2 protein-coding genes are annotated in these 910 nt (G+C 26.9%); both read left to right on the top strand.

The features are described 5' to 3' along the window. Positions 1 to 49: 49 nt before the first annotated feature. Complete coding sequence (locus AYC59_RS08090) at positions 50 to 205, top strand: site-specific DNA-methyltransferase (Type III DNA modification enzyme) (protein WP_211260037.1); 156 nt, start codon at positions 50 to 52, stop codon at positions 203 to 205. A gap of 190 nt (positions 206 to 395) precedes the next feature. Continuing rightward, a partial coding sequence (locus AYC59_RS08200) for a DNA methyltransferase (protein ID WP_245620694.1) occupies positions 396 to 910 on the top strand: 515 nt, incomplete at its 3' end.

Below are 910 nucleotides of genomic sequence, written 5' to 3'. Positions count from 1 at the left end.
AAGAAATTGAAGAAAAATTGAAATGATAAAAATAAAGAGGGAGTGAAAAATGGAAAAATTAAATGGAACAAGTATGGATTTAGTTCAAGAAAATGTTAAAAAATTAAAAGAAATTTTTCCGGAAATATTTATAGAAGAAAGAATAGATTTTAATTTATTAAGGCAAATTATCTTGGGGGGGGGTACAAGATTTAGAGGATTCTAAGGAAAGGTATTCTTTAACTTGGAATGGAAAATCAAGAGCAAGACAAATAGCACAAGAAGTAAGTACAGGAACATTAAGACCAGCTAAAGAAGAATCAAAGAATTGGGATGATACAGAAAATATCTATATAGAAGGAGATAATTTAGAAGTATTAAAACTATTACAAAAATCCTATCACGGAAAAATAAAAATGATATATATAGATCCTCCGTATAATACAGGGAAAGATTTTGTGTATAAAGATAATTTTAGAGATAATATAGAAAACTATAAAAAGGTAACAGGACAAGTAAGTGAAGAAGGAATTAAATTAACAACTAATACAGAAACTAATGGAAGATATCATTCAGATTGGTTAAATATGATGTATCCAAGATTAAAGTTAGCAAGAAATTTACTAACAGATGATGGAGTAATATTTATATCAATAGATGATAATGAACAAGCGAATTTAAAAAAGATGTGTGATGAAATATTTGGGGAAGAAAATGTTGAGTTAATGATATGGAATAAAGAAGCTGAAGGTTCTTCAGGAACTTTAAAAGTGACACAAAGATTTAGGAAAAATCATGAGTATATTTTAGTTCTTTATAAAATGAAAGAAATAACAGAGTTCAGAAAAATAAATGAAGCTTTAGCTGGAAGAGAAAATGAGCTACAAACAGCAAATTTAGCAGTAAATGTAGAAAAAGAAGATAAAAATCA

It is taken from the genome of Pseudostreptobacillus hongkongensis (genome assembly GCF_001559795.1).
In the GTDB taxonomy this organism is placed as follows: Bacteria; Fusobacteriota; Fusobacteriia; order Fusobacteriales; family Leptotrichiaceae; genus Pseudostreptobacillus; species Pseudostreptobacillus hongkongensis.
Note: the sequence above shows the minus strand (reverse complement) of the source record. Positions and strands in the feature narration are given on the sequence as shown.

What these genes read in the sequence shown, in the direction of transcription:
- AYC59_RS08090 (WP_211260037.1), top strand. Translation starts at nt 50, where the DNA reads ATGGAAAAATTAAATGGAACAAGTATGGATTTAGTTCAAGAAAATGTT.